This is a genomic window from Candidatus Nanopelagicales bacterium (assembly GCA_037045355.1).
Taxonomy (GTDB): domain Bacteria; phylum Actinomycetota; class Actinomycetes; order S36-B12.
Genome location: JBAOHO010000012.1, coordinates 164,944 through 189,540, shown reverse-complemented (window position 1 = coordinate 189,540; position 24,597 = coordinate 164,944). Strand labels below are relative to the sequence as shown.

Genomic DNA, 24,597 nt, shown 5'->3' with positions numbered 1-24,597 from the left:
GCACACCCGGAACCCCAGGATCCGGTACCGACACTCACCCCGGTCTGGACACCACTCCCCTGTCCGACGTGGCTGTTCCGGGCCGCGGTCGCGTTCTGGTGATCTCCACGGTCGCGTTCACCTTGATGTTCGCCGTGTGGCTCATGTTCGGCGTCCTGGGCATCCCGATCCGCACCGAGTTCGGCCTCACCGATGTCCAGCTTGTCCTGGATCACCGCCGTCGCAGTCCTCAACGGGGCGATCTGGCGACTGCCCGCCGGCATCCTGGCCGACCGCTACGGCGGCCGGATCGTCTTCACCCTCATGCTGCTGCTCACCGCGATCCCGGCGTATCTGGTTGCGCACGCCACTTCCTACGTCGTCCTGCTCTTCTATGCCTTCCTCGTGGGGTTCGCGGGCAACTCCTTCTCGCGTCGGGCATCTCGTGGGTCAGCGCCTGGTGGCCACGCGCACCTGCAGGGCACCGCCCTCGGTGTCTTCGGCGCCGGCAACGTCGGTGCTTCCGTCACCAAGTTCATCGGCCCGGCATTGATCGCGGCGGTCCCGGCGGCCGGGCTACTCGGCGGGGTCATCCCCGGCGGCTGGCGGTTCGTTCCCTTCCTCGTACGTCGTCCTCCTGATCGTCGATGGCCGCAGCCGCCTGGTTCATCGCCCCCCGCCACGACCACAAGCCCGGCCAGGGTCGCTCCATCAGTTCGATGCTGCGCCCGCTCAAGGAGGTCCGCGTCTGGCGCTTCAGCTTGTACTACGTGATCGTGTTCGGCGCCTACGTCGCGCTGGCGGCCTGGCTTCCCAAGTACTACGTCGACGTCTACGGGCTGGCCCTGCCGCAAGCGGGCCTGCTGACAGCGTTGTTCATCTTTCCCGCGTCGCTGCTGCGCCCGGTGGGCGGCTACATCTCCGACCGGATCGGCGCCCGCAAGGTCATGTACGCGACCTTCGGCACGATGCTCGTGGCCAGCGGAATCCTGATGATGCCCTACGGCTACATCGTGTTGCAGCAGCCCGGCGGCGAGGCCAAGCAGGTACTTCCGTGGACCGTCGGCGTAGTGCTGTTCACCGTCCTCGTGTTCATCATCGGCTGCGCCATGGGCATCGGTAAGGCCGCCGTTTACAAGCACATCCCCGAGTACTTCCCGCACGATGTCGGGGCCGTGGGCGGTCTCGTCGGCTCGTTGGGCGCTCTCGGCGGATTCTTCCTACCCCCACTGTTCGCCTACGCCTCCGCCTGGAGCGGGCGCCCCGCAGGCCACGTTCGGCGTGCTCTTCCTGACCACGCTCATCGGGACAGTGTGGATGCACTGGACAGTCGATGCACGATGCTGCATATCGGCCACGCCCCGAGTTGGCGAACAAGTTCGAGAAGGAAGGCGAGAGCGCCGAAGCGTGGGCTGACGCCGACGCCGGAATGCCCGGCAGCACCGTCCGACGATTCTGGGTCGAGTCCGGACAGTCCGGCACCGACCACCGCACAGAAGGGAATCCGGGTCATGACCACTCAACCAGCAGCTGCGCCGGTGCGCAGAGGCAAGGACTGGCTCCACGAGTTGGGATCCCGAGGATTCCGCGCACATGGGACTCGGGTCGGGCCTGGAAGACCCTGTCCGTCACCACCTTCTCGCTGACCCTCGGGTTCATCACGCTGGTTCCTCGTATCGGCCGTTGGCCCCGATCCTGAACTGCCATCGGGTTCACCCTGTCCGCATGCCCAGCTGTACTGGCTCGGCGGCAATGCCCGGGCCTTGCCGGCGGTGCGACTGCGGCTGGTGTGGATGTTCCTTCCTCCGATCATGGGCACCCGCAAACTCGTCTGCCCTCACGTACCGCCCTTTTCCTCATCCCGCTCATCGGCTGGGCCCTCGCCGTGCACGAACCCCGAGCACGCCCTACGCCAGTCCTCCTGCTGCTCGGCATTCCTCGCCGGCATCGGAGGCGGAGCGTTCTCCGGCTTCATGCCGAGCACGTCGCTACTTCTTCCCCCGCGCCAAGCAGGGCACCGCGCTCGGGAGTCCAGGCAGGCATCGGCAACTTCGGTGTCAGTGCCGTGCAGTTCGTGACCCCGTGGATCATCGGCTTCGCGATGATCGGGTACTCGGTGCCTCGCAGATGTTCGACCAATCAAGGACAAGGGCGTCGACAAGGAGGTCTGGTACCAGAACGCCGGCTACATCTGGGTGCCGTTCGTCATCGTCGCGGTCGTCCTCGCCTGGTTCACTGCTGCGCAGCGTGCCGGTGCAGGCCCGCGGCGTGCCGCGAGCAGCTCGACATCTTCAAGAACAAGCACACCTGGCTGATGACCTGCCTGTACGTCATCACCTTCGGCACGTTCTCCGGCCTCGCCGCAGCAGCTTCGCGCTGCTGATCAAGAACCTCTACGGCACCAAGGCGTTCGGCGACGGCCGGCATCGACCCGCGTCACGTACGCCTTCCTGCGGCGCCCTCATCGGCTCGGCGGCGCGCGTGCATCGCCGGCCCGATCGCGGACCGGGTCGGCGGCGGACGGCATGACGGTGGTCGCTGACGATCGGCATCGCGGCTTCGGCTCGCTGTACACCTGCGTTCCAGCTCTCGCCGACATCAGCGTCGACCAGTTCCCGCAAGTTCCTGTGGGGAATGCTCGCGATCTTCTTCTTCGCGGGAGTGGGCAACGCGAGCACGTTCAAGCAGATGCCCATGATCTTCGAGCGTCGGCAGGCGGGCGGTGTGATCGGATGGACAGCGGCCATCGCGGCCTTCGGGCCGTTCGTGTTCGGCCTGATGTTCGCCCTTGGGCATCCCGAGCTGATCTTCTATCTCGGCGTTGTGACCTGTCTGATCGGAGCGTGGATCACTTGGTGGTACTACGCACGACCGGGCGCGGAGAAGCCGTCCTGATCTCAGGGCAGGGGCAGCCACGGCACCTCGGTGCCGATGGCCGCCCCACCCGGGGGCAGGACCGCGAACCCCTCTGCAGTGGCCAGGCCCCGCAGCATCGCCGAGCCCAGATGTGAGGCTGCCGTGAAACTCGTCCCCGACCGTGAGCCGGCCACAAGCCGATGCTCGTGCGCAGGTGCCTTGAGTTCCTCGGTCAGGAGGACCCGTCCGAGCTCGGGTTCGGGCTTTCCCAACATCCCACCGAACAGCGGGGCGCCCAACGTCATCAAGGCGACGACCGCGCTCTGCGGATTCCCCGGCAACCCGACCACCGGCAGGTCGCCGAGACGAGCGAGCAGCATGGGGTGGCCCGGGCGCACCGCCACGGAGTCGACGACCAGTTCCGCGTCGAGCGCCGCCAAGGACTGGTGCAGGCAGTCCACGGGCCCGGCAGCGGTACCTCCCGTGGTCAGGACGAGCTCGACGTCGTCGCACGCGGCCAATGCACTGGTGAGATCGACGACGGTGTCCGGCACGCGGACGATCCCCGTGACGACACCCCCGAGACGGTCCACCCATCCCGGGATCTGGGGGCCGAGCGAATCGCGCACTTGGCCGACCGCCGGGATTCCGGAATCGAGCAACTCGTCTCCGAGCAGCAGCAGCCGCACCCTCGGGGGGCGGACAACCTCCACGCTGTCGACTCCCGCTGCGGCCGCCAAACCCACGGCTGCGGGCGACATCTCACTGCCAGGGGACAGCAAGACCTCGCCGACCCGGCACTCCTCTGCCTGCGGGCGCACATGGCTGCCCGGCACCACCGGAAGGTCTGCGAGAACCCGCTCGGATGTGGCCCCATCCTCTCGCTTCACGACAGCCGTCGCCCCCGAGGGGACGGCGGCACCCGTGGCGATGACCACGGCGGTGCCGGACTCCAGTTGGGCAGGAGGAGCAGTGCCGGCGAGAACCTCGCCCACAACTGTCCAGGGCCCAGTGCCGGCGACTGCCCATCCGTCCATCGCGGCCGTGGCGTATCCGGGCAACGGGCACAGTGCCGTCACCGGCTGCGCGAGGGTGCGTCCCACCGCGTCGGCTGCCGAAATCAATTCAGTGCCGCACGGTCGGGCAAGACGACTGGCGGCCTCGCGGGCCTGCGGCCAGGTCGGCTCGTGCATCGGGTCAGTCCTGCTTCGGCCAGTCGCCCGCGAGTTCCTTGACCCGGTCGGCCGCGAGTTGAGGCTCCATTCCGCCGGCGACCGCCAGCCCGATCAGATACGTGGTGACCGGGGCTGCGGGGCGCTGCACCTTGTGGGCGGCATCCTTGGCGACATCGAGCAGCAGGTCGATGTCCACATCCCCCGGTACCTCGAGTCGAGCCGCCACCGCTTGTACCCACTCCTGCATGAAGTCCTCCTTCGTCGGGGTCATTATGGCCGCCTGCCGCGTGGCAACGGCGCGCGCGGCGGCAAGGTCCCCCGGGTTGTCGACATCACGCAGTTCCTCCGCCGACCAGAGCGGGGATTCGATGCTCAGTTGAGCGAGCAACTCGCGCACCGATCTGCCGTCAGGGGCACCGAGGGCTGCGGCCGCACGGGCAAGGGCTTCCGTGCGGTACGCAGCGCACAACGGTTGGCAGTGCCCATCGGCCATCGGAACGATCGCGTCGATGTCCGTGTCCGCGGTCGTCATGAGCCGGGCGAGGCGCTCCAGCGCGGGACCGGCGAACGGCAGGTCCACGGCCGTGACGACCACGACAGGGGTCGCGACCACGCCCAAACCCGCCACTATTCCGGCGGCGGGACCACCCCCGTGGGGTTCCTCACGGGTCACTGTCACGGCTCGCGGCAACACGCCCGGATCGGGGCCGACCACGACCGCGGGGATATCGGCGCGGTACACAGCGTACGAGCCGCGCCAGCAGGGTCGTGCCCGCCACCGTGAGGGCCGCTTTGTCCTCGCCCATCCGGCGCGACGCCCCACCGGTCAGAATGAGCACAGACCACCCAGGCGGTTCGGACATGGTCACGTTCGAACCCTAGGCGACCAGGAGCTGACGTGAGCGGACTCAGTCATGTGAACGACCGAGGCGAGGCGCGCATGGTAGACGTCGCCGAACGCGAGGTGACGGTGCGCACGGCGGTGGCGACCGGTGTCGTACGCACGCAGGCGGCGGATGCCATCTCTGCCGGCCGTGTGGCGAAGGGCGATGTGTTGGCCACCGCACGGATCGCGGGGATCATGGCGGCGAAACGTACGCCCGAGTTGATTCCGATGTGCCACCCCATCGCGATTCATGGCATCACGGTGGATCTGACAGTCGACGAGATGACGGTGCGGATCACAGCCACAGTGCGCACTGCCGACCGGACGGGCGTCGAGATGGAGGCGCTGACGGCGGTATCCGTGGCGGCCCTCACCATCGTCGACATGACGAAGTCGCTGGACCCCGCAGCAACCATCACCGACATCCGTGTGCAGACCAAGAGCGGTGGCCGCTCCGGGGACTGGACACGATGACTGTGCCCGCCGCCGTCATCACGTGCTCGGACACGTCGAGTCGGGACCCCGACCAGGATCGTTCCGGACCACTCGTGGTCGAGCTGTTGGTGGCGGCCGGATACGACGACCCCACCCTGGCAGTCGTCCCCGACAACGTCGGGGACATCGGTGTGGCCGTGTCGGGTGCCGTGGCAGCGGGAGCCCAGCTCGTGGTCTGCACCGGCGGGACCGGTCTGGGACCACGGGACGTCACACCTGAGGCGATCGTCGCTCTGGGCGCGCGCCCTGTGCCCGGCATCGGGGAGGCGTTCCGGGCAGCGTCGCGGGCGTCCGTCCCCACGGCTGACCTGTCCCGTACCGGTGCCTGGACGCTGGAACGGGCGTTGGTGATCGCCCTACCCGGCAGCCCCGGCGGTGTGCGCGACGGGTGGGCCGTCCTCGAGCCGCTGGTCGACCACGCCCTCGACATGATGTCGGGCGGGGGCCACGCCACCCCCCCTCCCGCGGCGTTGCGAGAACGAGCCTTCTCCGAGCCGCTGCGGACCGTCGGCGAATGGGTCACCGCCGATCACCTCGACCCCCTGGTCATCACCGCTGAGGTGTACCGGTCCGATGCCGGTGCCGTGGTCACGTTCGAGGGCCGGGTGCGCGACCACGACCATGACCGCACGGTCACCGCCCTGACCTACGAGGGGCACCGCCAGGCCGATGAGGTGTTGCGTCGCACAGTTGCGGAGGCCGCCGGCCACCCCGGGGTCCTGGCTGCGACCGCGCGACACCGGGTGGGGAATCTCGCCATCGGTGATCTCGCCTTCTTCGTCGCGGTGGCGGCAGCCCACCGCGACGAAGCGTTTGCCGCCTGTTCGTGGGTGGTTGACACTGCCAAAGAGAGGCTGCCGATCTGGAAACACCAGACCTTCGCCGACGGCACCAGTGAGTGGGTGAACTGTCCATGACCATGTCGTACTCTTCGGACACCTCCGGGCGGGAGTTGCGTGACACCTTCGGTCGGGTGCACCGTGACCTGCGAGTCTCGTTGACCGACCGGTGTTCGTTGCGCTGCACCTACTGCATGCCGGCCACCGGCATGGAATGGATCGCCGGACCCGATCAGCTGACCACCGATGAACTGCTCCGCATAGTGCGGATCAGTGTCGAGCACGGTATCGGCACCGTCCGACTGACCGGCGGTGAACCACTCCTGCGTCCCGACGTCGTCGATGTCGTGGCTGCCATCACCGCGTTGCCCAACCCCCCTGAGGTCTCGTTGACCACGAATGGGCTTCGGCTCCCCGGCCTGGCGGCGCCCCTGGCGGACGCGGGCCTGCGACGGGTCAACATCAGCCTGGACACCATGGATCGTGAGCGGTTCCGCACCCTCACGCTGCGCGATCGGCTGGTCGACACCCTCGCCGGGATCGCCGCTGCCAAGGCCGCCGGACTCGACCCGGTCAAGATCAACACGGTCCTGATGCGCGGCGTCAACGACGACGAGGCCCCCACCATGCTCCAGTGGGCCTTGGCAGAGGGACTTCAGCTGCGCTTCATCGAACAGATGCCGCTGGACCCCCAGCATTCATGGGATCGCAGCCGCATGGTCACCGCCGCCGAGATCCTCGATCTACTGACGGCCGGTGGCTTCGATCTGACTCCGGAGGAGGACCGCGGCTCGGCTCCTGCCGAGCGCTGGCTGGTCAACGGGGGGCCACAGGCCGTGGGAATCATCGGTTCCGTCACCCGCCCGTTCTGCGGCGACTGTGACCGCGTCCGGATCACGTCGGATGGGCAATGGCGTTCGTGCCTCTTCGCGCGGCATGAGACCGACCTGCGCGGACCGCTGCGGGCAGGGGCGAGCGACGCCACCCTGGCCGAACTCATGCGCTTGGACGTGGCGGGGAAGGCCGCGGGACACGGCATCGACGACCCCGGGTTCATGCAACCGCGGCGCCCCATGTCGGCGATCGGTGGCTGAGATGTCCGCTCTGGTCACCGTGCAGTTCTATGCCGGTGCCCGTGAGGCAGCCGGCACGGGCACTGCGGTCGTCGCTGCCCGCGACGTCAGCGAACTTCGGGTCCGGTTGGGGGAGCAGTTCGGGGCGCGGCTGGTCAACATCATGGAGGTCTCCACGCTGCTGTGCGACGGTCGCCGCTTGGAAGCCACCGATCCGCTGCCCGCCGATTGTGAGGTGGAGCTACTGCCCCCGTTCGCGGGTGGGTGACTGACCTTCAGGAAGGGGTTCGACAAGCCCCACGCACATCTGGTCCGACTTACTGCCAGAGGCGCGTCACACCGATCCACCGTCGGGACGGCCCGGGCCCCCCGAGGTACGCTGAGCCACCGCGGCGATGACCTCCGCCGGTGCTGCGTCCAACGGAGTATCGCGTGCCGGCAAGGACGAGGGATGCCCCGCGGGTCCCAGAGCCGGGAAGGCCGTCGCCGGCCGGCTATCGGGGAACTGACGCTCGGCCTGTCGGTCGAGGCGCTGGACCAGCCACCACGCCAAGCCGAACCCCAGGGGCACCATCACCAGCGCCAGCATCGCCATTCCCATTCCGATCACACCAACCACCTCCCGGTCACATCAACCACCCCCCGGTCACACGGGCCATCTCCCGGTGACCCAAGCCATCTACCGCTCACCTGGCCACGAGTCGCTCCTCGAAGGAGTCTCCCGCGGAATCGCACCATGGTGACCCCTCCTGCCACAGTCCGCATCTCGGCGGACCGGGTGCGAGAGGCTCATCGCGCCCAGTCGTCGAAGTCGCCTCTCTGGGGTCCCACCGATGCCCGACGAGACACGGCTGACTCGAATTGGCAGCCGCTCAGGGCAACCAGGTGGCCAAATGGTGGGCGTGATTGACGCTGAAGCCGGCGAATGCCGCTTCGTGCCCGAACCGTCCCGACAGCTCATCCATGGCCGCCAGCAGTTGCGTCCGACCCTCCTCGGCGAACGTCACCCATTCCGGCTCTGTGTCTGTCGGCGCGGTGTCCTGGCCGATCACCACCGCAACGCGGCCACCACGCCGGGCCGCAGCCGCGAACTCCGCTGCCACCAGCGCAGCGGAACCGTTCGCTCCCGTCACCGTGTCCCGATACGCCATCACAACAACCGCATTCCCCGAGGCCCCGCGGTAGTCCAGCAAGCGCAGGACGTGGTCGGTGGCCGACATGGTCTTGCCGCCGTACCTGACCGAGGCCGGAGTTCCGGACCCGTCGAACCAGAACGGCACGTCGACACGCAGTGGAATCTGCTCCGCGGCGGGCAAGGCGCGCTGTTCGGTCCGCATCTGGTCGATGAACCTCAGCCACTCGATGACGAGCAAGCGCTGGGCGTTGGACTGCCACTGCGGCGTCACCCAGGGCTCCACGTCGACCTCGAGGGCGGTCAGGCGCTGGGCACGCGGCTGTGAGGCGTTGAATCGCCGGACCCAGCCGGTGACGGTCCCCGCGAGGTACCGCGAGTTCGCTGCAGCCCACGCCGGGGTACCGACAACGGCTGACACGGTCATGCCGCGAGCGGCGGCAGCCGTGGTGTAGTCGACCAGCCGTTGACGAAACGCTTCATCCGCGCCCGTTCGCTTCGCAGGGTCGGGGATCTCGCTGATGTCCACGAGTCGGGTCAAGTCGATCGTCACGTGGGTGGCACCGACGGTCGCAGCACCGGAGAGCCCCGCCATGAGGTCGGCCCAGTTCGAGTCCGGAGGTCGCCACTCCCACACCCTGACGGGAGCATCGGCAGCAGTCGTTGCCCGGGCCGGGCGGGGTGAAGCGACGCCTTCGGCACCGGCGGTAGCACTGGACACCGACATCACTCCTGGGATGAGGACTGTGGCTACGGCGACAGCGAGCCATCTGCGCATCATCATGGCTCATCCCTTTCCGGGTGGACAGCAGCCGCCCGGTCCCGCGACCGCATCAGTAGGGATATCGGCAATCGGGGAAGACGAATCAAGCCCTGCCACGGCAACTCCGGTTCCGGCGCTGAAGCTGCGTCCGGATCGGATGTGACTCGATGATCGGTGTCAGGCAGGATCCCGGTATGCACTTGCGCCCGGCCACGATCGCTGACCTGCCCACACTGAGGCACTGGGACGAGCAGCCGCACGTCGTCGCATCCGACCCCAACGACGACTGGGAATGGGAGTGGGAGTTGGGGCGCCGACCACCGTGGCGCGAGCAGTTGATCGCCGAAATGGACAACCGACCGATCGGTTTCATTCAGATCATCGACCCACAGGCCGAGGACTCGCACTACTGGGGTGACTGCGGTCCCCACCTGCGCGCGATCGACATTTGGATCGGAGCGGCCGACGACCTCAGGCGCGGATACGGCACGATCATGATGCAAGCAGCCATCGAACGCTGCTTCGCGGAGCCGGAGGTGACCGGAATCCTTCTGGACCCGCTGGCGTCCAACACCGGAGCCCGTCGGTTCTATGAACGGCTGGGATTCGAGTACATCGAGGACCGGCGGTTCGGTGCGGACTTGTGCGCTGTCTATCGACTCGCGCGACGCGCGGGGAATAGCAGCCCCAACCAGGAGATGGAGTCAGCAACATGAGCACGACCGAAGCGAGGACCGCGTCGATCCCGGTCGCCGACGACCACGACATGATCCGCGTCCAAGGTGCCCGTGTGAACAACCTGAAGGACGTCAGCGTCGAGATCCCCAAGCGGCGGCTCACGGTGTTCACCGGCGTCTCCGGTTCAGGGAAGAGTTCACTGGTGTTCGGAACGATCGCCGCGGAGTCCCAGCGGCTGATCAACGAGACCTACAGTGCCTTCGTCCAAGGCTTCATGCCCGCCCTGGCCCGACCCGATGTCGACCGGCTCGAGGGCCTGACCACCGCCATCATCGTCGACCAGGAGCGAATGGGGGCGAACCCGCGCTCCACGGTCGGCACCGCGACCGACGCCAACGCCATGCTGCGCATTCTGTTCAGCAGGCTCGGCCAACCACATATCGGCTCACCGAACGCGTTCTCGTTCAATGTCCCGTCCGTCACTGCCAGCGGCGCCATCACGGTCGACAAGGGAGGCAAGACCAAGACCGAGAAGGCGACCTTCAACCGACTCGGAGGCATGTGCCCGCGGTGTGAGGGTATGGGCGCGGTCAACGACTTCGATCTCACGGCCCTGTTCGACGACAACAAGTCACTCAGCGAGGGCGCCCTGACCATTCCCGGATACAGCATGGACGGCTGGTACGGGCGAATCTTCAGCGGCAGCGGGTACTTCGACATGGACAAGCCCATCAACAAGTACACCAAGCGGGAGATGCACGATCTGCTCTATCGGGAGCCGACCAAGATCAAGGTCGAGGGCATCAATCTCACGTACGAAGGGCTGATTCCCAAGATTCAGAAGTCGATGCTCGCGAAAGACATCGATGCACTGCAGCCGCATGTGCGCGCCTTCGTGGAACGGGCAGTCACGTTCACGACCTGCCCCGACTGTGAGGGAACGCGGCTCAGCAGGGAGGCTCGATCGTCTTTGATCGGCGGCGTCAGCATCGCGGACGTTTGCGCCATGCAGATCAGCGACCTCGCGGACTGGGTGCGGGGCATCGAAGAACCATCCGTGGCGCCCTTGATCGCGGGCCTGCAGCACCTGCTCGACTCGTTCGCGGAGATCGGTCTGGGCTACCTGTCTCTCGACCGGCCAGCGGGGACTCTGTCCGGCGGCGAAGCACAGCGAACGAAGATGATCCGGCACCTGGGGTCGTCGTTGACCGACGTCACCTACGTCTTCGACGAACCCACGATCGGACTGCATCCCCACGACATCGAACGGATGAATGGCCTGCTGCTGCAGTTACGGGACAAGGGCAACACCGTGCTGGTGGTGGAGCACAAACCCGAGACCATCGCCATCGCGGATCACGTCGTGGACCTGGGGCCGGGCGCCGGTTCGGCAGGCGGTCAGGTCGTGTTCGAAGGCTCGGTCGAGGATCTGCGGGCCAGTGCCACCACCACGGGTCACCATCTCGACGACCGGGCCACGCTCAAGGAGTCCGTCCGCCCCAAAGCCGGGACCCTGGAGATCAGAGGCGCCTCCACCCACAACCTGAAGGACGTGGACGTCGACATCCCGCTCGGAGTGCTGTGCGTTGTGACGGGAGTCGCAGGGTCCGGCAAGAGTTCGCTGATCCAAAGTTCGGTGGCGGGCCGAGAGGGTGTCGTCGTCATCGACCAGGGCGCGATCCGTGGCTCACGGCGCAGCAATCCGGCCACGTACACCGGCCTTCTGGATCCCATCCGCAAGGCGTTCGCGAAGACCAACGCAGTGAAACCTGCCTTGTTCAGTTCGAACTCGGAGGGAGCCTGTCCCGCCTGCAACGGAGCGGGAGTGATCTTCACCGACTTGGGCGTGATGGCCACAGTCGAATCAACGTGCGAGGAGTGCGACGGCAAACGCTTTCAAGCGTCGGTGCTCGAATACACCCTCGGTGGGCGCAACATCGCCGAGGTCTTGGCGATGTCGGTCGCACAAGCTGAGGAGTTCTTCGCCGACGGTGCGGCGAAGACGCCCGCCGCCCACAAGATCCTCGATCGACTCGCCGATGTGGGCCTCGGGTACCTCACGCTCGGACAGCCGCTGACGACGCTGTCCGGTGGCGAGCGCCAGCGGCTGAAACTCGCGACCCAGATGGCGGACAAAGGTGATGTGTACATCCTCGACGAACCCACCACGGGTCTGCACCTGGCTGATGTGGGTCAATTGCTGGGGCTGTTGGATCGACTGGCCGACTCCGGCAAATCCGTTGTCGTGATCGAACACCATCAGGCGGTCATGGCTCACGCCGACTGGATCATCGATCTCGGACCGGGCGCGGGTCATGACGGTGGACGGGTCGTGTTCGAGGGCACACCGGCGGACCTCGTGGCCGATCGCTCGACGTTGACGGGCCGGCACCTCGCCGCCTACGTGGCGTAACCCCGCAGTCGGAGCGTTTCCCCGTTTCCACCACGTGCGAGAACCCGTCCCCACGGCGGTAGTTTGACCCATGGCCAGGTGGCGTCCCCTCATCGTGCTGTCCGTCATGCAGTTCCTGATGGTGCTGGACACGTCGGTGATGAACGTGTCCATCAGCCAGCTGGTGGCCGACTTCGACACCACGGTCTCGTCGATCCAGGCAGTCATCACGTTGTACTCGCTGGTCATGGCTGCCCTGATGATCGCCGGCGGCAAGATCGGCGACATCGTCGGACGGCGCCGAGTGCTGGTGATCGGACTGATGCTGTTCGCCGCCGGCTCAGCACTGACCACGGTGTCATGGTCCGTGGCGTCCCTGGCCCTGGGCTGGTCGGTCCTCGAAGGGATCGGAGCGGCATTGGTGCTGCCGGCGATGGCTGCGCTGATCGCGGGGAACTACCGCGGGGGTGATCGCGTCACCGCCTACGGCGTGATGGGCGGAACCGCGGGAGCGGCCATCGCCCTCGGCCCGATCGTCGGGGGCTGGATCACCACACAGTATTCGTGGCGGGCTGTCTTCGGGGCCGAGGTGGTGGTCGCGCTGGGCGTGATCCTCGCCAGTCGGGTCGTGGTCGACTCACCTCGCCCCACAGCACGACCGAAGCTCGACATCGTCGGCGCCCTGCTGACCGCGGTGGGATTGACCGCGATCGTAGGTGGTCTCCTCATGTCGTCCACATGGGGCTGGCTCACGCCCGTCAACAGCCCCATCCAACCGTTCGGGTACGCCCTGACACCGTTCGTGGTGTGCGTGGGGCTGGCGATTCTGTACGTCTTCGTGCTGTGGGAGGCCCGCCGCGAACGTCTGGGGTTGGATCCGTTGGTGCGCCTGAGGCTGTTCCGCATCCATCCGCTGAAGTCAGGGCTGACGACGCTGCTCAGCATGAACGTCGTGTTCATGGGGGTGTTCTTCATCCTGCCGCTGTACCTGCAGATCTTCTTGGGGCTCAATGCGTTCGAGACCGGCCTGAGGCTTCTGCCTATGTCTTTGGTGATGTTCGTTGTGTCGTTCTGCGGCGGCCCTCTGCTGTACGTCCTGTCCCCCCGATCCATCATCCGCATCAGCTTGTTCGTGATGGTCCTGGCGACGCTGCTCCTGCTCGTCACGGTCGAGCCGACATTCCGGGAACGGGATTTCGTGTTGTCGATGGCCCTGATGGGTGCGGGCATGGGGCTGATGGCGAGCCAGCTCGGCAATGTGATCCTCAGCTCGGTGGGGCCGGAATCCCGGAGCGAGGCCGGCGGACTTCAGTACACCGCCCAGCAACTCGGGGGAGCGCTCGGTGTCGCCCTGATCGGGTCGATCGTCATGACGGGTCTGGCCTCGACCTACATCAACCAACTCGGGCGCAACTCCGATATCCCCCCGGCGACCACCCAGTCCGTCGAGGTCGACCTGTCGAACGGGGTCAAGTTCGTCCCCGGGACCCAAGCCGCCACTGCCGTCGCGGCCGCCGGATTCACCGGGGCCGTGGCCGACCAACTCGTCGCCACCTACGAGGAAGCGCAACTCCAGTCGCTGAAGTCCGGTCTACTTGCGGCGGCGGGCGTGGCAGCGCTGTCGTTTCTGGTCACGGGCGGCCTGCCGACGCGTCGGCTCGACGATCTGGCCGCGGAACAAGGCGATGACGGGCGGGGGCCGGATCTGGATCGTGCTCAACCTCCGGCGGAATCACGCGAGGGAATCGACTCGGATCTCGGGAATCCGATCAGCGATCTGAATCGGGGAACACGGTGACCCGCAGTGCAGTACTGCCGTAGGGGACGAGCCGGACTGTCGCCGGCCTTCCGGTTGGCGCGGCGCCCGCTGTGGTCGCCTTCGGCACCGGTCCCGCCGAGCCACGCGCGACGGTCCACCCGTTCAGTTGGCGCGCCGGCACCAGCACCTCCACGGGGGGATGGCCGTGATCGAACGGCGGTGTCGGCACGTCGTGGGTGGTTACCTGAGCCCGATCGAGCGCGTCCTCCTCGAGTCCGAAGGCCCACTCGGAAGAGGTTCGGATCTCCCAATCCGGCACCTCGTACCGACTGCGGCGCGCGGTCCACTCCTCGGGCAGGGTCAGACAAAGTACGAGCGGCCCGCGGTGGATCACCCTGCCCCGGGCGTCGTCGCCGCCCCGGGCCTGGTCGCCGCCCCGCTCCCGGTCACCGGACGTCTGCGGTCCCAGCGGCACCCGAGTCTGTCGCAAGGGCATCGGTAACCGCATGGTGACCGTTGTTCCGTCGTGCCATGGCCGGGCCAGCGTGGCGAATCCGGCGACGATGTCGGCGGGGACCGGGGCCCCGTCGATGTCGAACGAGACACCTTCGACCCAGCCGGGGACTCGGATCCGCAGCGGGAAGTCGGCCGACTGTCCGTCGGACACGGTGATCCGGACGGAGACCTGGCCCTCGAAGGGGTACAACGTGGTCACCTCGAGTCGGACCCGCGACCCCGCAATGTCAGCGACCGCGGTACAGGGAACCAGAGTCGCGAGTGCCAGTCCGTCATCGGCCCGCGACCGCAGAACGGCGCTTGCAGCCAGCCGGGGCCAGCCCTGGTGCAGGTTCGCGGTGCAGCAGCCGTACGTGGGTTCCAGGCCGAAGAGGGTGCCGTCCGCACCACCGTTGAACCACGGTCGACGCCGTCGGGTGACTTCCACCTGCGTCACCTGCTGATAGTACTGATGGCCCAGCAGATCGTCGGTGAGAGCCGCCGGCAAAGCATTGAATGCCACCTGCTCGAGCTGATCCGCCCACCGGCCGTCGCCGGTGAGGCGCACGAGTTCCTCGCAGGAACGCATCGTCTCCACAACGGAGCAGGTCTCGATGCCGTGGATCGGTGATCGGCCTGCGAGGTGCTCATCTGCGGTCACGACGCCCACTGCGCTGCCATGGGACTGCAGGACGGTGTCATCCGCCAGACGCGCCGCGCCGTCAGGATCGCCCCCGGTCACCACCGCCGCGTAGGCGATACCCCGCAACGCCATCGCGTGGTTCACCCCGTGGGTGCCGTGGTAGAAGCGCAGGACGGCCGACTCATTGGACCGTTTGATCTGGGAGGCAGTACGGATGCGCGTCCGCTTGGCGGGACGCCACCGGCGGATGACATCCTCCATGGCGATTCGGGCCGGCAGGTACGCCCGCAACAACCGCCCCAGGGGCAGCCTCGCCGCAGGGGAGGTGTAGGGGAAATCCCGGTACAGCGATTCCCAGTCGAGCGATTGGGCGACGAGCAGTTGCGCCAAGTCGAGCAGCCAGGGCTGCTGTGTTCTCTCGAAGCACCACAGCACTGCCGGGACCATTTCGGCACCCCGGGCGGCTGCCCACATCTCCAGTGGCCGGCCCGGCAGGTTCAGGTAGGCATAGCGCAAGTACTTCTCGACGAACGGTGGCACTCGATCGTCGCCCGTGGCCGAGTGATGCGACAGGAGCACGTTGAGCATTACCATGCGCGGCCACCAGTCCAGGTTGTGCGCCGGCCCGAAGAAACCGTCGTCACGCTGACTGGCCAGCGACCACTCGATCCACTTGCGCGCGGTGCCGCGTAGGTCGTCATCATCCAGGACCTCGGCCAAGACCACCAGACCGTCGAGGTAGTACGGGCCCCGCTCCCAGCACTCGCCCGGGCCCCCGAGCCACCCTGACGACGGACCCACATCGGGCCAGAGTTGCTCCAGGCGCCCGGTGCCACCGCGAGCCTGGGCCAACAGCTGATCCCGAAGCCATCCTGACGGCCGCACACTGCCCAGCGGCAACGGTTCGAACGCCGCAGACGCGGGCGTTCTCATGGCAGCGCCGCCTTCATCGCGGCAGTGACGCGCCGAACCGTGTCTGCCGGGACCTTGAGCTTTCGCCGGTCATAGGTCAACAGTCCGTTGGTCTCGTCCTCGACGTCTGCGAGTTGGGTGTACACGGTGGCGCTGAGTCCCTGGGGAATCGCGGGCACCACTTGCCGTTCGTGCAGTCGCTCGAAAGCGGCCTCGAGATCAGAAGCGAAATTGAACCGGCGATAGCCGAACTCGCGAGGGGTCGCACTGTGGGCTTCCAGCCGATTCGAGTATCCGCCGTATTCGGTGAGAGCGAGTACTCGGTGAGCCGTGGCCCTGCGGCGCCGTGGCACGCGGAACGGCCTGAAGTACACGTGCAGGCTGGTGAAGTCACCGGCGCCTTGATCGTGCCATCCGCTGGCGTGATCGACCTGGCGCGTCGGGTCGATCACGGCCACCTCGGCGGCGATCTCGGCGGCATCGAACTGACCCCAGCCTTCGTTGAACGGCACCCAGACTGCCAGACCCACGACGTTGTGCAGGTGCTGGATGGTTCCGCGCATTTCGGCGAGCCAATGCTCCCGACCGGCTGCATCGGTGCGGGCGAATGCGCGGTAGTGGGAGTCACTCATCCGCCAGGGAACGACAGCGGGAACCTGAACGGTCACCGGGGAGTAGCGGCCTCCGCCGTTGACCATGTCCTGCCACACGAGCATGCCGAGTCGATCGCAGTGGTAGTACCAGCGCAGCGGTTCGACCTTGATGTGCTTACGCAGCATGGTGAAACCGAGATCCTTCATCGTGGCGATGTCGTAAGCCATCGCCGCATCCGACGGTGGGGTCACCAGTCCATCGCTCCAGTAACCCTGGTCGAGGACCCCGACATGGAGGTAGGGCTCGCCGTTGAGAAGCAGTCGTGGCTGATCTCGACGATCCCGGCCGACACCGAAGGAACGCATCCCCGCGTAGCTGCTCACCGTGTCGTCACCGGCGCGGATTTCGAGGTCGTACAGGAAGGGATCCTCCGGCGACCAGGTACGGGCCGACGGGATCGGTAACCGAATCTCGTGACCACCGGCACCGAGACCGCGTGCGACTTCGCGGCTGTCCGCGGACACGACCACGGCGCACTCCGCGCTCCCCCCACGGAGGTGCACGGTGACCGCCAGCACCTCGGCCGCGAGGTCGGGGAGGATGTCCAGTCGATGCACATAGGTCGACGGGACAGCTTCGAGCCAGACGCTCTGCCAGATCCCCGAGTGCGGCGTGTACCAGATCCCCCCTGGGTCGAGGACCTGCTTGCCCCGCGAGAGCGGACCGGTGTCGGTCGGGTCACGCACCACGACACGCAAGACGTTGATGCCGTCGCGCACCGAGTCGGTCACATCGCAGGTGATGGGCAGGGACCCACCGACATGCTCGCCGCAAGGGACACCATTCACTTCGATGCGACACCACTGGTCGACAGCATCGAGGTGCAGCAGCACCCGATCGTCGGTCCGGGCGCGGAATCCCTCGGACAGCGTGAACGTGCGGCGGTACTGCAGCACCTCGTCCGGCTGCAGGATCCGCCCGACACCGGACAGTGGCGACTCCGGGGGGAACGGCACGATGATCTCGCCGTCGTAGGCGACGGGCTCATCTTCGGTGCCGCGGAACGCGTATTCCCACCGACCGTTGAGTGTGAGGTAGCTGTCGCGCACGAGTTGCGGGCGGGGGTACTCAGTCAGCGGGTGGTCGGGGTCGAGCTGCTCCCCCCAGGGGGTAAGCAGTTCAGCGAGGACGCGCGGCTTGCTCACGGATGTCTCGGGTCACCACCGACATCGGGTGTCTGGGGCTGGTCGGGACGGTACTCAACGCCTTCTCGTTGCCGCTTGCGCAGCGCGAGCACGGGGATCACCACGAGCAGCACGACGAATGCAGCCGCGAGGAAGATTCCAGGCGTGGGTACTTGCTTGATCTGTCCGAGCTCGACGTAGGTGGCATCGGCGTTCTTGATGACAGCCGCCCCGATCGCAGGCCCGATGACCATCGGGAGAGCGACGAAGAAGACCATGCGTAGGCCCTGCACGGTACCGACTCGATCCGGTGGCGTGTAGTCGCGGACCGACGCGGCGATGGCTGCCTGACTGAGCAGAAACCCACTCATCAGCACCAGGCCCGCTCCGATGAGTGGCACGAGGCCGCGCGCGAGGAAAGTCAGAACGAGCCCGGCGACGTAGATGCCCGCGGCCGGCAGCATGGCGTTGACCTTGCCGATGCGGTCGATCACCCGGCCGCCGAGGATGCCCGACCACAGAGGCGCCGATCAGTACGACCGCGAGAACCAGGGCGTAGGCGTCGATCTGCAGGTAGTTCTGGATGTAGATGAGCAGGTAGGGCAGGAAGATCTGCGAGGAGATGCCGACGATCGCCAAGGCGGCCAAGGCCACGTACAGGTCCGGGTCGGCGCGCACAGCACTGGGCCGCAGACCGTGCACCATCGCGCGCCACAGGGTGTCGTGCTGTACGGGTTCACCGGGTGCGTCGCGTACGAGCAGCCACGCGAGCCCTCCGGCGATGATCATCAGTAGTCCGGTGACGATGAAGAACAACCCCCAGTCGCCGTTCTTGGTCAGCCCGTCCAGGCCACCGAAAACGAGCAACATGGCGACGAGCGGCATGGCGGTGAGTACGGTCTCCACGCGGCCCCGGTTGCCTTCGTCGGTGACGTCGGTGACCCAGGCGTTGAAGGAGGCGTCGTTGGCACCGGCACCGAGGAAACTCATGATCGCGTCGATGACGATGACAGTCGTCGCCGCCGCGGCGGCCGCTGTGGCCACGGGGACGAAACCCGCGAGTGTCTCCACACTGGCGATGCCGAAGGTCATGGTCGACAGACCCCACAGCACGTAGCCCATGGCGATGAACACCCGGCGACGGCCCACCCGGTCGCTCCAGGCCCCGACGACAAAGGCAGCCGCGGTGGCGGAGATGGCACTGACGGCCACCATGGCGGCGATCACGGTGGGGTCGTCGGTGATGGTGTTGTAGACGAACAGGTTGAGGTACATGTTCTCGACGACCCAGGCGACTTGGCCCACGAGTCCGACAAGGACCAGCGCCCACCAGGTTCGCTTCTGAAGACCTGTCGGTTTCAGATGACTCGCCGTCGATGTTGCCACCGAACCACCCGGGTCGGCCGCGCTCGCTGACTGCTCCGCTTGCGCCATGACTCCTCCGGCCGTCGTCCTATTGGCACTGTAGTGCGGCCAGTGGTGGGACAGGTGGGAGGGAAGGCGGCGATCGTGCCGCACGGGATCCTCTCATCCCGCCGCATCCGGCGCGATAGGAGCAGCGGATGGCGGGATCACCGCGATACGGCGGCGAGGTCGGCGAAGACCATGGTGCGGATCCCCGTCGACACCGGGTTTGGGAGCCGTCGGCGGTCGGGATGACCGCCGGGAACCCAGGCGGAAGAGACGTCGGGCGGGTCAAGGTGACTGCCCAACACCCTGAGAAGAAACCGTCGGGCGGGTCAAGGTGACTGCCCGACCCGCCCGACGTTTCGGAATCAGGCCAGGTCGAACCGATCCAGGTTCATGACCTTGTTCCAGGCCGCGACGAAGTCGTTCACGAACTTCTCCTTGGCGTCGTCGCTGCCGTACACCTCGGACAGCGCGCGCAGTTCCGAGTTGGAACCGAACACGAGGTCGACCCGGCTGCCGGTCCACTTGAGTTCACCGGTCGCACGGTCGCGCCCCTCGAAGGTGAGTTCCTCGTCGGAGGTCGGTTCCCAGGTGGTTCCCATGTCCAGGACATTCACGAAGAAGTCGTTGGTCAGGGCCTCGGGTCGATCCGTGAAGACACCCAGCGACGAGCGGCCGGTGTTCGCGTTCAGGGCGCGCATGCCACCGACCAGCACCGTCATCTCGGGGGCGGTCAGCGTGAGCAACTTGGCCTTCTCGACGAGCAACGCCTCAGCCGTGGCCGTGTGGCCCTTACCCAGGTAGTTGCGAAAGCCGTCGTAAGTCGGCTCGAGCACGACAAAGGACTCGACGTCTGTCTGAGCCTGCGACGCATCGGTTCGACCGGGCGCGAAAGGCACCTGGATCTCGAATCCCGCGTTCTTGGCAGCAAGCTCAACGGCTGTGCAGCCGCCCAACACGATCAGGTCCGCCAGTGAGACCTTCTTACCGCCAGTCTGGGCGTCGTTGAACTCGGTCTGGATCCCTTCGAGCGTCCGCAGCACGGTCGCCAGCTCGGCCGGGTCGTTGACCTCCCAGCCGTTCTGCGGTTCCAGCCGGACCCGGGCGCCATTCGCGCCCCCCCGCTTGTCGGTGCCGCGGAAGGTCGCCGCCGAGGCCCAGGCTGTCGCCACCAGTTGGGACACGGACAGCCCGGACGAGTGGATCTTGTCCTTCAACGCAGTGATGTCCTGCGCGTCGACCAGTTCGTGGTCGACGGCAGGCACGGGGTCCTGCCAGATCAGTTCCTCGGACGGAACCTCGGGACCGAGGTAGCGCGACACCGGACCCATGTCGCGGTGGGTCAGCTTGAACCACGCCCGGGCGAATGCGTCCGCGAACTCCGCGGGATTCTCCAGGAACCGACGCGAGATCGGTTCGTAGATCGGGTCCATCCGCAACGCGAGGTCGGTCGTCAGCATCACGGGCGGGTGCTTCTTGCCGGGATCCTGCGGATCCGGCACGGCGTCCTGCGCGGCCGGGTCCGTGGGTATCCACTGCCACGCGCCCGCCGGGCTCTTCTCGAGATCCCAGTCGTAGCCGAAGAGGGTCTCGAAGTAGCTGTTGTCCCACGTGATGGGCGTGGGCGTCCAGGCGCCTTCGAGGCCACTGGTGATGGTGTCGTCTCCACTGCCAGTGCCGTAGCTGTTCTTCCAGCCCAGGCCCATCTGCTGCAGCGGGGCGGCCTCGGGTTCTGGGCCGACGTACTCCTCGGCATCTGCCGCGCCATGCGTCTTGCCGAACGTGTGGCCACCGGCGATCAGGGCGACGGTCTCTTCGTCGTTCATCGCCATGCGCGCGAAAGTCTCGCGGATGTCCCGGGCTGCGGCCAGCGCACTGGGGTTGCCGTCGGGACCTTCCGGGTTCACATAGATGAGACCCATCTGCACGGCAGCCAGTGGATTCTCAAGGTCGCGCTCACCGCTGTATCGCTGTGCCGCGAGCCATTCGGCCTCGGCACCCCAGTACGTGTCGTCGGGCTCGTAGACGTCGACGCGGCCGCCGCCGAAGCCGAAGGTCTCGAATCCCATCGACTCCAGCGCGACGTTACCGGCCAGGATCATCAGATCGGCCCACGAGATCTTGTTGCCGTACTTCTGCTTGATCGGCCACAGGAGCCGACGGGCCTTGTCGAGGTTGCCGTTGTCCGGCCAGCTGTTGAGCGGAGCGAAACGCTGCAGCCCGTTGCCGCCGCCGCCGCGACCGTCGCTGATGCGGTAGGTGCCGGCGCTGTGCCAAGCCATGCGGATGAACAGGGGGCCGTAGTGACCGTAGTCAGCGGGCCACCAGTCTTGCGACGAGGTCATGAGTTCGGTGAGATCGGCCTTCACAGCGTCGAGGTCGAGACTCTCGAATGCCTCGGCGTAGTCGAAGTCGGAGCCCATCGGGTCGCTGGCCGGCGGGTTGGTGTGGAGCAGCCTCAGATCCAGCTGGTTGGGCCACCAGTCACGGTTGGAGGTGCCCCCGCTGACCGCGCTGGCGCTGGTCACCGGACATTTGCTCTCGTCGGCCATAGTCATCTCTCCTTTGTGTGCAACACGGTTGTCAGGGTCGGGCCCTGGTTGTCGGGGTGGCGTTGGGGATTGGCTCTCGTCGGATTGTCCGCGCGGACTGTGTACGACGGCAGTCGGGGCACTGACCCCAGTACACGACCTCGGCTTCGTCGATCGTGTAGCCCTGATCGTCGGCTGCCGTGAGGCACGGCGCCGAGCCGACGGCACAGTCGATGTCGACGACCGACCCGCATTGCCGGCAGATCAGATGGTGGTGGTTGTCGCGCACGCGGTCTTCGAACAGTGCCGGTGAGCCCGCAGGTTGGATCCGGCGGACCAGCCCGGCGTCGGTGAGGGCGCCGAGCGCGTCGTAGACCGCTTGGCGTGAGATGGCACCGATCTCGCCGCGTGCGATCTCGGTGACAGCATCCGCGGTGAGGTGAGGGTGAGAGGAAACGGCCCGCAGGACGGCGATGCGCTGGGCGGTCACTTGGACGCCGTGCTGCCTCAGCACATCTGCGGGGGGTTCGACCATGACGCCCTCAGCCTAGGGAGCCGATCTTGACTGTGTCAATAATCAGACACGGTCAACTCCCCCGGTGACTCGGCTACTTCTTTCCCGCGATGTTGACCATCCAGGAGATGCCGAACTTGTCGATGCACATACCGAAGGAGTCTCCCCACGGGGCGACATTCAAGGGCATGAGCTCCTGGCCGGACGCGGACAGTGCCTCCCAGTAGCCGCGCAGAGCGGCATCGTCGTCACCGGACAGTGAGAGGGAGATGCTCGACCCCGGGGTGTGGTGCTGGTCGTTGGGGGTGTCGGCGGCCATCAGGGCCAGATCGCCCGAACGGATCATGCCGTGCATGACCTTCTCGCTCTCTTCTGGCGCGCCCATTCCCATGCTGGCGTAGGTGCTGATCTCGAGGTCGCCGCCGAAGACTTCGTGGTAGAACTCCAGCGCCTCCCGGGCATTGTCGCGAAATCCCAGATAGGGGTTGAGAAGGACGGCCATGGCTACTCCCGGGGATGAGCCGCACGCGGGTCGGCGTGCAGCAGTTCCGTCGAGATTAGTGGCGGCGATGCTCCGTTGGGAGTGCGTCGCCGACCTGTCACCCGTTCTCCCGCAGCCCGCCCTGGATCTCCCGCGGGCCACCTGGCTCGCCCCCGGGCGCTGGCCACTGGGATCGGAGCGGCCGGGACCTCAGGGGGCCGCGGCGATCGTGGGGAGTTCGGGCAGCGGCCGATGGGCGACTTCGTGGGCATCGTTGGCGGACAGGCCCAACATGCGCAGGAGTTGTTCGGCCAACTCGTCCGCGTCGTCCTCGGACAACTTGTCGGGCGCGTCCATCTGTACGGACACAAACGCGATCATGCAGCCGGCCGTGTTCACCAAGGCGACGTCCGTGCTCCCCACGTCGAATCGTCCCGTGGCCAGCCCCTGCTCGATGTCCCGTCGGGCGCGCGGGGCGAGACCGCTGTCGGACAACAGATACCGCGTTCCCGACACGGCGAGAATCTTCGCGACTGCCGGCTGATCGACCGCCAGGCGTGATGTCAGCCGCACGCCGATCGCATACCGTTCGGCCCAGTCGTCCGTGGACTCACTGGCGGCGTCGAGCTCGGCGCCGTAGGCATCGAGCACTTCACCCACCGCCGTGGCGAACAACTCGGACTTGGTGTCGAAGTAGTTGTAGAACGACCCGAATCCGATGTCGGCCTCATCGGTGATCTCCTGGATGCTGACGTCGGTGGTACCACGAGTCGCCAGGATGCGTTTGGCTGCATCGACCAGCGCCTGCCGGGTCCGGGCTTTGCGTCGGCCGACCCGAGTGTCGCGGGCGGGAGTCTGAACGGTCACGACCGGAACCTAACACATCAATGACGATGTCATCAGTTCTGAGGTGCCATCAGTTCACTGGCTCGTCCGCCTCCTTCACCTTCTAGACTGATGACATCATCATTATTGATGGAAGCCTTGACGATGGGTTCATCATGCTTGATACTCGCATCACCCCTGGGCATCACCGAGGGGATCACCGAGTGGTCGACAACACCGACGGAAGGCGCGAACCATGTGGCAGGCAGACGTCCAGACTGAACCGGGTGGCACCCACTCCGGTTTGCACAGCGAGAAGGGCGCCGAGTCGGGTGAGCACCCCGGCCGGTCCCGCAATCCGCTGATCAAGGTCACGGGTTTGGCGTGGCTGGAGTTCGAGAAGCCGGACCTGCAGCAAGCCGAGCTGTTCGCGCGTGACTTCGGGTTCGTCGTCCACCATCGCGACGAACGGAACCTGGTGCTGCGCGGCGCGCAGGCGGGGTCCGCCTGTGTCGTGGTCCGTAAGGCGCGGCGCAGCCGCTTCACCGGGTTGGCGCTCCAGACCGCCGACCTCTCGGACCTGGATCGTGTGGCTCGAACCCATGACCGCTCGGTGGAGCCGGCGCCCGATCCGGTCGGCGGCTCGATGGTCACGTTGGAAGATCCGTCAGGCCTTACTGTGCGAGTCGCCCATGGAAGTCACGACCTCGCCGAACTCCCCCGCCAGGCCCTGCAGACGTTCAATGTCGGCGGCCGCCACCCGCGGGTGAACGCCACTCAGCGTCCAGCCCGGGAGCCCGCCCGGGTGGAACGTCTCGGTCATCTCGCGATGTCGACCCGGGTCTTCCGTCAGGCCCTGGACTGGTACCTCGACAACTTCGGCATGATCGTCAGCGACTTCCAGTTCCTCGACGGGCAGCGCGATCGCGGCCCCGTGTTCGCGTTCATCCGATGTGACCAGGGGTCGCAACCCGAGCGATC

23 protein-coding genes are annotated in these 24,597 nt (G+C 66.7%); 10 read left to right on the top strand and 13 right to left on the bottom strand.

Features of this window, described 5'->3' with window-relative positions; all coding sequences use genetic code 11:
- Positions 1-192: 192 nt before the first annotated feature.
- From V9E98_05680 to V9E98_05670, 3 genes are all read left to right on the top strand, one after another.
- Positions 193-753, top strand: coding sequence for an MFS transporter (locus V9E98_05680; protein ID MEI2716473.1), 561 nt, complete (start codon positions 193-195; stop codon positions 751-753).
- Positions 648-1,625 carry an MFS transporter gene (locus tag V9E98_05675; protein ID MEI2716472.1) on the top strand — a complete coding sequence of 326 codons (978 nt, stop codon included), beginning with the start codon at positions 648-650 and terminating at the stop codon, positions 1,623-1,625. Before V9E98_05680 ends, V9E98_05675 begins: the two co-directional genes overlap by 106 nt.
- Positions 1,626-2,613: 988 nt before the next feature.
- Positions 2,614-2,874 (top strand): hypothetical protein, encoded by a 261-nt coding sequence (locus V9E98_05670; GenBank protein ID MEI2716471.1) that lies wholly within the window; start codon positions 2,614-2,616, stop codon positions 2,872-2,874.
- Between the two features lie 2 nt (positions 2,875-2,876).
- On the opposite strand, the gene V9E98_05665 is transcribed toward V9E98_05670, so the two are convergent.
- Together V9E98_05665 and V9E98_05660 are read right to left on the bottom strand one after the other, a co-directional pair.
- Complete coding sequence (locus V9E98_05665; protein MEI2716470.1) at positions 2,877-4,028, bottom strand: molybdopterin molybdotransferase MoeA; 1,152 nt, start codon at positions 4,026-4,028, stop codon at positions 2,877-2,879.
- Between the two features lie 4 nt (positions 4,029-4,032).
- Entirely contained in the window at positions 4,033-4,833 is an 801-nt protein-coding gene (locus tag V9E98_05660) for a DUF6457 domain-containing protein (protein ID MEI2716469.1), read from the bottom strand.
- 75 nt (positions 4,834-4,908) lie between these two features.
- Here V9E98_05660 and moaC point away from each other — a divergent pair, with 75 nt between their 5' ends.
- From moaC to V9E98_05640, 4 genes are read left to right on the top strand one after another with little or no spacing between them, the layout of a single operon-like run.
- Complete coding sequence (moaC, locus tag V9E98_05655; protein MEI2716468.1) at positions 4,909-5,370, top strand: cyclic pyranopterin monophosphate synthase MoaC; 462 nt, start codon at positions 4,909-4,911, stop codon at positions 5,368-5,370.
- On the top strand, positions 5,367-6,308 hold the full coding sequence (locus V9E98_05650) for a molybdenum cofactor biosynthesis protein MoaE (protein ID MEI2716467.1): 942 nt from the start codon (positions 5,367-5,369) through the stop codon (positions 6,306-6,308). The genes moaC and V9E98_05650 overlap by 4 nt, the downstream gene beginning before the upstream one ends.
- The gene (moaA, locus tag V9E98_05645; GenBank protein ID MEI2716466.1) at positions 6,305-7,324 is read left to right on the top strand and encodes a GTP 3',8-cyclase MoaA; all 1,020 of its coding nucleotides are present in this window, start codon (positions 6,305-6,307) and stop codon (positions 7,322-7,324) included. Before V9E98_05650 ends, moaA begins: the two co-directional genes overlap by 4 nt.
- Before the next feature lies 1 nt (position 7,325).
- Positions 7,326-7,571, top strand: a complete 246-nt coding sequence (locus V9E98_05640) for a hypothetical protein (GenBank protein MEI2716465.1) — start codon at positions 7,326-7,328, stop codon at positions 7,569-7,571.
- Positions 7,572-7,637: 66 nt separating this feature from the next.
- Here V9E98_05640 and V9E98_05635 read toward each other — a convergent pair whose 3' ends face one another.
- Positions 7,638-7,913 carry a hypothetical protein gene (locus V9E98_05635; protein ID MEI2716464.1) on the bottom strand — a complete coding sequence of 92 codons (276 nt, stop codon included), beginning with the start codon at positions 7,911-7,913 and terminating at the stop codon, positions 7,638-7,640.
- A gap of 262 nt (positions 7,914-8,175) precedes the next feature.
- Entirely contained in the window at positions 8,176-9,219 is a 1,044-nt protein-coding gene (locus tag V9E98_05630) for a hypothetical protein (protein MEI2716463.1), read from the bottom strand.
- 173 nt (positions 9,220-9,392) lie between these two features.
- Between V9E98_05630 and V9E98_05625 the strand changes: the two genes are divergently transcribed.
- From V9E98_05625 to V9E98_05615, 3 genes are all read left to right on the top strand, one after another.
- A complete protein-coding gene (locus V9E98_05625) occupies positions 9,393-9,914 on the top strand; it encodes a GNAT family N-acetyltransferase (protein MEI2716462.1) in 522 nt (173 codons plus the stop codon).
- Positions 9,911-12,289 (top strand): excinuclease ABC subunit UvrA, encoded by a 2,379-nt coding sequence (locus V9E98_05620; protein MEI2716461.1) that lies wholly within the window; start codon positions 9,911-9,913, stop codon positions 12,287-12,289. The genes V9E98_05625 and V9E98_05620 overlap by 4 nt, the downstream gene beginning before the upstream one ends.
- A gap of 70 nt (positions 12,290-12,359) precedes the next feature.
- Positions 12,360-14,066: an MFS transporter gene (locus V9E98_05615; GenBank protein MEI2716460.1), complete on the top strand. Its 1,707-nt coding sequence runs from the start codon at positions 12,360-12,362 to the stop codon at positions 14,064-14,066.
- Here V9E98_05615 and V9E98_05610 read toward each other — a convergent pair.
- The 9 genes from V9E98_05610 to V9E98_05570 all read right to left on the bottom strand — a co-directional run bounded on the left by V9E98_05610 (position 14,038) and on the right by V9E98_05570 (position 24,586).
- The gene (locus V9E98_05610; protein ID MEI2716459.1) at positions 14,038-16,098 is read right to left on the bottom strand and encodes a beta-L-arabinofuranosidase domain-containing protein; all 2,061 of its coding nucleotides are present in this window, start codon (positions 16,096-16,098) and stop codon (positions 14,038-14,040) included. The genes V9E98_05615 and V9E98_05610 overlap by 29 nt on opposite strands.
- Positions 16,095-17,876, bottom strand: a complete 1,782-nt coding sequence (locus V9E98_05605; protein ID MEI2716458.1) for a sugar-binding domain-containing protein — start codon at positions 17,874-17,876, stop codon at positions 16,095-16,097. Before V9E98_05605 ends, V9E98_05610 begins: the two co-directional genes overlap by 4 nt.
- A 54-nt stretch (positions 17,877-17,930) precedes the next feature.
- Complete coding sequence (locus V9E98_05600; protein MEI2716457.1) at positions 17,931-19,289, bottom strand: MFS transporter; 1,359 nt, start codon at positions 19,287-19,289, stop codon at positions 17,931-17,933.
- A 341-nt stretch (positions 19,290-19,630) separates the two neighbouring features.
- Positions 19,631-21,823 carry a catalase/peroxidase HPI gene (gene katG, locus V9E98_05595; GenBank protein MEI2716456.1) on the bottom strand — a complete coding sequence of 731 codons (2,193 nt, stop codon included), beginning with the start codon at positions 21,821-21,823 and terminating at the stop codon, positions 19,631-19,633.
- Between the two features lie 25 nt (positions 21,824-21,848).
- Positions 21,849-22,331, bottom strand: a complete 483-nt coding sequence (locus tag V9E98_05590) for a Fur family transcriptional regulator (GenBank protein ID MEI2716455.1) — start codon at positions 22,329-22,331, stop codon at positions 21,849-21,851.
- A gap of 73 nt (positions 22,332-22,404) precedes the next feature.
- Positions 22,405-22,812, bottom strand: a complete 408-nt coding sequence (locus tag V9E98_05585) for a VOC family protein (protein ID MEI2716454.1) — start codon at positions 22,810-22,812, stop codon at positions 22,405-22,407.
- Positions 22,813-23,001: 189 nt separating this feature from the next.
- Positions 23,002-23,658 carry a TetR/AcrR family transcriptional regulator gene (locus V9E98_05580; GenBank protein ID MEI2716453.1) on the bottom strand — a complete coding sequence of 219 codons (657 nt, stop codon included), beginning with the start codon at positions 23,656-23,658 and terminating at the stop codon, positions 23,002-23,004.
- Positions 23,659-23,833: 175 nt separating this feature from the next.
- Positions 23,834-24,220 (bottom strand): hypothetical protein, encoded by a 387-nt coding sequence (locus V9E98_05575; protein MEI2716452.1) that lies wholly within the window; start codon positions 24,218-24,220, stop codon positions 23,834-23,836.
- Between the two features lie 63 nt (positions 24,221-24,283).
- On the bottom strand, positions 24,284-24,586 hold the full coding sequence (locus V9E98_05570) for a hypothetical protein (protein ID MEI2716451.1): 303 nt from the start codon (positions 24,584-24,586) through the stop codon (positions 24,284-24,286).
- Positions 24,587-24,597 lie beyond the last annotated feature (11 nt).

What these genes read in the sequence shown, in the direction of transcription:
- V9E98_05680 (MEI2716473.1), top strand. Translation starts at nt 193, where the DNA reads ATGTCCAGCTTGTCCTGGATCACCGCCGTCGCAGTCCTCAACGGGGCG.
- V9E98_05670 (MEI2716471.1), top strand. Translation starts at nt 2,614, where the DNA reads ATGCTCGCGATCTTCTTCTTCGCGGGAGTGGGCAACGCGAGCACGTTC.
- V9E98_05665 (MEI2716470.1), bottom strand. Translation starts at nt 4,028, where the DNA reads ATGCACGAGCCGACCTGGCCGCAGGCCCGCGAGGCCGCCAGTCGTCTT.
- V9E98_05650 (MEI2716467.1), top strand. Translation starts at nt 5,367, where the DNA reads ATGACTGTGCCCGCCGCCGTCATCACGTGCTCGGACACGTCGAGTCGG.
- moaA (MEI2716466.1), top strand. Translation starts at nt 6,305, where the DNA reads ATGACCATGTCGTACTCTTCGGACACCTCCGGGCGGGAGTTGCGTGAC.
- V9E98_05640 (MEI2716465.1), top strand. Translation starts at nt 7,326, where the DNA reads ATGTCCGCTCTGGTCACCGTGCAGTTCTATGCCGGTGCCCGTGAGGCA.
- V9E98_05630 (MEI2716463.1), bottom strand. Translation starts at nt 9,219, where the DNA reads ATGATGATGCGCAGATGGCTCGCTGTCGCCGTAGCCACAGTCCTCATC.
- V9E98_05625 (MEI2716462.1), top strand. Translation starts at nt 9,393, where the DNA reads ATGCACTTGCGCCCGGCCACGATCGCTGACCTGCCCACACTGAGGCAC.
- V9E98_05620 (MEI2716461.1), top strand. Translation starts at nt 9,911, where the DNA reads ATGAGCACGACCGAAGCGAGGACCGCGTCGATCCCGGTCGCCGACGAC.
- V9E98_05615 (MEI2716460.1), top strand. Translation starts at nt 12,360, where the DNA reads ATGGCCAGGTGGCGTCCCCTCATCGTGCTGTCCGTCATGCAGTTCCTG.
- V9E98_05610 (MEI2716459.1), bottom strand. Translation starts at nt 16,098, where the DNA reads ATGAGAACGCCCGCGTCTGCGGCGTTCGAACCGTTGCCGCTGGGCAGT.
- V9E98_05600 (MEI2716457.1), bottom strand. Translation starts at nt 19,289, where the DNA reads ATGGCGCAAGCGGAGCAGTCAGCGAGCGCGGCCGACCCGGGTGGTTCG.
- katG (MEI2716456.1), bottom strand. Translation starts at nt 21,823, where the DNA reads ATGACTATGGCCGACGAGAGCAAATGTCCGGTGACCAGCGCCAGCGCG.
- V9E98_05590 (MEI2716455.1), bottom strand. Translation starts at nt 22,331, where the DNA reads ATGGTCGAACCCCCCGCAGATGTGCTGAGGCAGCACGGCGTCCAAGTG.
- V9E98_05585 (MEI2716454.1), bottom strand. Translation starts at nt 22,812, where the DNA reads ATGGCCGTCCTTCTCAACCCCTATCTGGGATTTCGCGACAATGCCCGG.
- V9E98_05575 (MEI2716452.1), bottom strand. Translation starts at nt 24,220, where the DNA reads ATGGGTTCGAGCCACACGATCCAGGTCCGAGAGGTCGGCGGTCTGGAG.